The organism is Frisingicoccus caecimuris (assembly GCF_004340975.1).
In the GTDB taxonomy this organism is placed as follows: Bacteria; Bacillota; Clostridia; order Lachnospirales; family Lachnospiraceae; genus Frisingicoccus; species Frisingicoccus caecimuris.
The window spans coordinates 1-6,782 of the sequence record NZ_SLXA01000024.1; the positions used below are offsets into that span (position 1 = coordinate 1).

Below are 6,782 nucleotides of genomic sequence, written 5' to 3' on the forward strand. Positions count from 1 at the left end.
TGAGTCCTAAACTTTTTTGACCCTATAGTTTTTGTTGAGTGTAATTATGGCATGATTGGAAATCAATAAAAAGGTACTTGCGTTTTACCGTTTACCTTTTGATTATTTGATTTATCCATATTATCCTGCCTATATGGGCTAATGTTATCATTTTGTTATCGGCATTGATAACACTCACTCATTAACTGTGGATAATAGCAATATGTTCCGACTCAAATTATAAGCGACTTTGCTTAGAAAATCAACACCATATAGCTAAAATACAATATCTTTCCTTTTATCATTTTATTTTAAGTCGCTATTTTTAACGATAAAAAACTATTGTAAATTTCTGAGTAGAATCTAGCTTATAGTCTGTATTAAATTCAATGCACGAAACAGGAGCGTTATCATAATACCAGTAATAACTTTTCCCATCTTGTTCATCAAAATTTCGTTTTAATCGTCCACACATCCATTCAAGTTGTTCACTTGCACTAAAAGTTCCACCCCATTTTCTATATACCTCTTTCAATCCGTTTTCATCCAATTGAATAGTCATTAGTGGATCTGAAGCTTCATATGTATTATCCACCAAATCATATACTTCTATATTTTCTGAAACCATTTCTTCATAATTAGGAATCCATTCTGCTCCATTTTCAGTTACTTGACAATATTCTTTTATAAAATCAATATCCTGCCCCATAAAACTTACAATTTCAGCTTCAGCCCAAGCATATGCATATTCCGTATCGATAATATTTTTACTTCTGTTTCTTTTTTCATTAAGACTAGATTGAATTTCTAATTTAATTTTTCCAGAAGCATTCTCATATCGTTCTTCTGAATCCTTATAAGTCAAAATCTTTGAAAACTCCCCCATCGCCAATTCCCATTTTTCATCCTCATAATACTTAACTCCTTGAATGTATATTTGAGAATTATTTTTTTCTGTAATAACATAGTAACATCCAATTGAAACGATTAAAATGGTAATTACTATACTCGCCGTAATTCCTATCATTTTAGTGACTTTTTTGTTCTTGGTTTTCTTCTCTTCAATAATTTTTTTCTGATATTCCTTTTCCTTTTCTAATCGTATATGTTCATCATTTAAGAATATCTCATAATTAGATTTGATACAAGTTTTCGAATATCTCTGTGCTGATTTTTTACTCATTTTACAATAAGCACAAATTTCTTTCGTATTTACATATCCACACACACATTGCCAGTAATCTTCACTATCTTTCATATAATATTTTGCCTTCGAATTTTCTTTTTGGGCAAAAGAAAGTAATTCTTTACTAATTTCGTCCTGACAAGTTTTAACCTTATTCGGCAATTTGCATTGTATTATTTCCCCATTATCATAACAAACTTGAGAAACAAAAAATACAAAGTTTCTAGCACTTCTTAGCTCAGGAATTAAAGAACAGGTTTTTTCTTCTAACCCCAAAGGTAAAATCATCAAATCCTGAAGGAGAATTTCAAAAGATTCTTTTTCTCTAACTTTTACTAAATCTCCAAAGTCAGTATACGCTTTTCCTATAATTTTTATAGCTCGTATCGGTTTATTTTCCAAATTTCTCACCTTAAATCTCATAAGCAACTCGTCATCTTTAGACAATAATGCATAAGATTCTATATTCGCAATTGCATTTATATCTACTTCATTTGGTATGTCTTGCAAAATTTCTCTGATGCTTATTGTTTTTGAGATAGATTCCGGACTTGATTCAGAAGCAGTCACTTTGTTTTTATCATCCAAAAATAATGAATGAAGGAAAGCAATAAAAAACAGACAGACTCCATAAATATACCAGGTTGCAAAATCTCTCCCTTTATTCTTAGCTATATTAGCAGGAATTAATGCCAATAAACCATCAATAATCAATCCTATTAAAAAATACATAATTCTTCCCCACTTTCTGTAATCCACTTAAAATTTATTTTTTATCCTTTAGTATGTATTCATTTAAACCAATAAATGTTTCATTAATTTTCAAAAATTCTTCTGTTGTTTTCCATCTCTCTGCTAGACTGTAATTTATTTAAACCTTTATCATCTTAATCACCAAATAAATTCAGACAATAATGATATGCTGACAAACATTCTTTTCAGTTTCATTTATGAAATATTTTACTTTCTATTTTTAATGTTCGCTCTATTTACTCACTTACCATTGAGTCTATTTTTTGCAATAACTCATCAAATATTGCAATATTATTTACAAACTGTTTAAACTCACTGTTCTCAATCAAGAAACAGTATACTTCATTTAATATATTAATCAAATCCGATTCAACATTACCCTCCAAAATATCTCCTTTAAAATTTTCTGTATGTGATGAACACAACTCTATAAACGTATAGTACCTACCAGCCGCTTGCATAAGATCATATAATCGTCCTTTGCTGCTATAAATCGAAAAATTCGTCTTAATTCCTTCAAGGAACTCATATCTATGTTTTTTAAACTGTTTCCACCCTTTTCTAAATTTGTATTCTATAAATCTCTTGTAACCGATTCGCCGAGCATGAAACTCTGTCCAAAAGAAAAATGAGTTATAATATTGCGATTCAAAAAGTGCATTATAATCACTGATTTGCAAAAAATCTGCATAATCGTAATAATCATGTGCATGAGTCAGCTCATGTAATATAGTTCCATGTACTTCGTCAGGATCTTTTTGAGGCAACACCTTCTTAGATAAAACTACTAGTGTTGTTTTATCTACTGATGGCGCAAAAATCACTGTTCCGTTTAAATTATTGAGTGCAGTACCAGTCTTCATTACCGCTTCTTTCTGTACATCACACATATCATATTCAAATACCTTTGTATAAACATCGTCAACCATAGCAATGTCTATAATTCGTTTTTCATCATAATCTCGTATACAAGTATAAAAGTATTGTACTTCTTCCTGTAATATATTACTTAAAACAGTATTTAAATCCATATCTGTATCTCCCTCATATTATTTTAATGATAAAAATATATTCTAATTTATGCTTCTCTTTCAAAAATGATTTGATAACATAATGGACTATGAACTCCCGATTTTTCATTAATCGGTGTCACTACTTGTTTAAATCGTCAACCTTGTTCTGTTTCTGAAATAATTACTTCTTTACATTCTTCAAACGTAATGTCTGCTAACCCTGCTCGTTTCTTTACTTCAACAAATTCGTATTCATACTTTTTATAGTCATGTACTTCCCAACTCCATATATGTCTCTTTATTTACAATTATACATTAATTTCCATCATAGTAAAGCAAAAAGCAAGCCATTTTAGACTTGCTTTCTACCATACTCATTTCTTATTGATAAATTAGTTCTTTATCCACAATCTTCCTTGCACACGCTTGTATATTGTTCATTCTCGCTACCCATTCCATCTGATTTTCTGCCTTTAACTGTTCTGTAATTCCCTGCGCCCGTTTCATCTGCTCTACAATCCTTTCAAAGCGTTCCTGTGCCTGTTCTTCTATATCAGCCAAATAATCATTCAGCCTGCCGCTTGTAAGCAAATTCAAATATACACCCCTGCGATATTCTTTCAGATAGCGTAAGTGTCTTTGTCCCCATACGCCGATAAACCTCTGTTCTTCCTCCGGCAAGGTAAGACAGGGGATAAGATAATCCCCATGTCTGATATAAGTGCCGCCTATTTCTTCAAATATCGTTTTCTTCATAATCGTTTCCACCTTTCTTATCGTTCTCTATCCATTGATTTTTTCTTGACTGACCGTTTCGGCTGCTGTCTTCCTTCCTGCTGATAGCGGTGTAGCTTTTCCAGTACGCTTGCTTTTTTCGGTTGTTCTAACGTATTTTCTTTCTTCTGCCCCGTCTGATTTTTCCATGCTCGCAGCTCTTCATTGTATTCCATAATTAGTGCTTCTGCCTTGTTATAGACCTTCTGAAAGGCTTGCACATTTGGATAGCCTTCGCGTTTTACAATCTGCTCCATACTCCTATGCAGACGTTTTTCCAAATCCTCTAACGCTTCAATTTTCCCTTCCAGAGATTTTCGCTCTTTGCCTTTAAAGAACCCTCGCAGCTCTGACAGTTGTTTTTTCAAAGAAGAAATATCCTGCTGTGTGCGTTTTATCTCTCTTGACTGTCTCTGCAATTCATACATGAGCTTCTGCATATCTTTCCACTCCTGCAAATCAATCTTTGGCATAGGTCTTGGCGGCAGTTTAAATTTAAAAATCACTTCCTGTAAAAAGTCTTTTGCCCCTCGGATAATCTGACGGAACATATCCGGCAGCCAACCATGTGTCCTGATAGATTGTAACGTTTCATCTATGATTTTTTCCTGCTTGATCTTCAAAATATCTTCTTCCGGAACACCTTCAACTAATGCCACATCAACTGTCCGATTCCATTCCTGCCTTGCCGCATTGTCTGCCTTTATCTCCTCTGCTTTCAGATTGTTCTTTCCGATTTTCTTTGTTGCCAGATATACTCCACCCTGTTGGAATACAGAAAGTTTTTCTGATTCTTCTTTTACATATCGGTTAATTGTATCGGTAAACAGTTCTTTCACTTCTTTAGTAAATGATTTGTTCTTAAACCATTCCTCTTTTTTTGTGAAGATATGACTTTCATAGACTTCCCCTTTGAGGATAATGCTGCATCCCGCCTGAAGATCGCCCTGCTCGTCTAAAACATCTTTCTTTGTACGTCTATGCTTTCCCTGCTCATCATAAAACATATTTCGGGTGGCAATCTTCACTTCGGGCTGTTCCAACATTTTCCGTTCACTGAACACCAGATGTATATGATAATTCGTCTTTGTCTTGTTGTGATGAAGAGCTGCGCTGCATTCCACACCATATCTTTTATGAAAAGTTTCCGTAAAAAACCTTACCATATCATCTGCCCTGTACTGAACAAAACTTTCGGGAAGTGCAATGATAAATTCACGCCCCTCGATACATTTCCCTGCTGAACCACTCGCCTTAAAGTCTAACTGATTTTCTCTTGCAAGACGTTTCCAAAACTCCGGTGTTGCCCCTTTTGTCTGATAGGTCGCATAGAGATATTCCTGTCGTTTCGGATTGGAGATATAATCAATCCTTCCTGCCACGTCGGACAGCTTACTTTGTCTGATAAATGAATGTCTGCCTATAAGCATCCTCCTTCCTCGGCTCTCGCCGGCTTTGCTGTGAGTAGGTGCATAGGCACCTGTTTACGAACTTATCCGCCTGTCGGCGGCTTGCCCCCTGCAAGGGCGAAATACGCAGAGCATAAACGAAGTTTGTGCGATGGGTATATTTCGCTCTCAAACGCCGAGGGCTTGTTTTTGTTTAACACAATCCGATTACTTCTCGGACTCACATTTAGATTTATGGGCGTATCCGCCCTTTTTATCTGCCCGTATCCGGGCTGTTTTTTCTATGACTGACAGCAGATGATCTACGGTACTTTCTTCCCATCCGGCAAGCCATATCAGAGTTTTTTCCTCCGCTTTTGTCAGCTCCACGTCTGCCAGTACCTTGTTCATTTTTTGTATCTGCCTGCCCTCCATCTCATAAAAGAAATCATTCATGTTTCTGCTTTCTCTTTCCGGCTGCTTTAACATCTGCAACACTCCCTTCCTGCCTTGTCTGTTATTTACAGGGGTGTGGCACACCCCTGTCCTTATCATCAAGGAAGAATTACCAGCGGAAACTCTCCGACACTCCTCGCCTGTCCAGATATTCTTTTCTTGCCTGTTCTCGTTCTTCCTCTGTCGGTGCAGTTTTTGATTTTCCAAAAAGATCACGCATGACCATCTTGTCCAACTTTTTCTCCAACTCCTTCTTAATTTCTTTTTCGCAACTCTCATCTTCCATCAAGTGGAAGCGGAGCAACTGCATAAATAATTCCTGTGATATTTGCACATTTCTCATCGTATCCCATCCTCTCCGTGACGGTATGTGACAGTTGTGACGGTTATTTCGATACCGCCCCCGCTGTCAAAAATACCGTCACAACCGTCACCAACTGTCACGCTGTTTCCGTATCGTCTTTCCAAAACCGTATTTTTCTTCCATCGTGGGTACGGTTGCTCTTATAATAAATGCCATGCTCCGCATACAATCGCCCTGAAAGAACATTCAGTTTTCGTGTGATGACATGGGGCTGAATTTCTACCTTTATCAGCAAAACCAGTTCCGTTGCCGAGCCTTCCCAAAAGGATTTATCCTTCATAACAAGTTCAGCAATCTCATCCAGTAAAGGTTCCGGCGGTTCCTTCCACAATTCTGTTTCTGCCCTTTGCAGCTCCCACAACAAGGTTTCTGTGTTGCGGATAAGGTATAGCTTTTGGTCTTGCTGATCCCTGCCCGATACTTCCAAAGTTGCGGCATTGCCTGTCCGTTTTTCTTTCTGAAGGAGAAACGCCCCATCCGCCGCACCGAGCAGTCCACTTGTTCCCGAAATCATATCAAACTTATCATCCGCCGTCTGTTTCCTTGTGTGGTGTACAAGCAGGATACAAAGACCGTGGGTGTCCGCAAAGCTTTTCAGCCTTGCCATAATCTGATAATCGTTTGCATAGCTGTAATTATCTCCGCCGACTTCCCGCACCTTTTGGAGCGTATCAATGATAATCAACCTTGTGTCTGCGTGTTCCGCTACAAACCTTGCAAGCTGTTCATCCAGCCCTTTCCCTAGCTGACTGGCAGAAACAGAGAAGAAAAGATTATCTGTTTTTTGTCAAGTACTTTTCCCTGAAAAAAGCGTCGAAATTCCCTGTTTTCGTCAAGGGATTTTCCCTACTATTGGCGGGCATTGATTA

7 protein-coding genes and 1 pseudogene are annotated in these 6,782 nt (G+C 36.8%); all 8 read right to left on the reverse strand.

Features of this window, described 5'->3' with window-relative positions; translation table 11 throughout:
• Positions 1-304 precede the first annotated feature (304 nt).
• The gene (locus EV212_RS13245) at positions 305-1,924 is read right to left on the reverse strand and encodes a hypothetical protein (RefSeq protein WP_132094442.1); all 1,620 of its coding nucleotides are present in this window, start codon (positions 1,922-1,924) and stop codon (positions 305-307) included.
• Positions 1,925-2,154: 230 nt separating this feature from the next.
• Positions 2,155-2,949, reverse strand: coding sequence for a SprT family zinc-dependent metalloprotease (locus tag EV212_RS13250; RefSeq protein ID WP_132094444.1), 795 nt, complete (start codon positions 2,947-2,949; stop codon positions 2,155-2,157).
• A 363-nt stretch (positions 2,950-3,312) separates the two neighbouring features.
• A complete protein-coding gene (locus EV212_RS13255; RefSeq protein WP_132094447.1) occupies positions 3,313-3,687 on the reverse strand; it encodes a TnpV protein in 375 nt (124 codons plus the stop codon).
• Between the two features lie 17 nt (positions 3,688-3,704).
• Positions 3,705-5,135 carry a MobA/MobL family protein gene (locus EV212_RS13260; protein ID WP_132094450.1) on the reverse strand — a complete coding sequence of 477 codons (1,431 nt, stop codon included), beginning with the start codon at positions 5,133-5,135 and terminating at the stop codon, positions 3,705-3,707.
• A gap of 186 nt (positions 5,136-5,321) precedes the next feature.
• Positions 5,322-5,582, reverse strand: a complete 261-nt coding sequence (locus tag EV212_RS13265) for a hypothetical protein (RefSeq protein WP_121708399.1) — start codon at positions 5,580-5,582, stop codon at positions 5,322-5,324.
• Positions 5,583-5,658: 76 nt separating this feature from the next.
• Positions 5,659-5,892 carry a complexin-2 gene (locus EV212_RS13270; protein ID WP_181965803.1) on the reverse strand — a complete coding sequence of 78 codons (234 nt, stop codon included), beginning with the start codon at positions 5,890-5,892 and terminating at the stop codon, positions 5,659-5,661.
• Entirely contained in the window at positions 5,889-6,017 is a 129-nt protein-coding gene (locus EV212_RS13835; RefSeq protein ID WP_257591973.1) for a hypothetical protein, read from the reverse strand. The genes EV212_RS13270 and EV212_RS13835 overlap by 4 nt, the downstream gene beginning before the upstream one ends.
• Positions 5,990-6,700: pseudogene (locus EV212_RS13275) on the reverse strand (AAA family ATPase); the annotation flags it as partial. The pseudogene EV212_RS13275 and the gene EV212_RS13835, both read right to left, overlap by 28 nt.
• Between the last annotated feature and the right edge of the window lie 82 nt (positions 6,701-6,782).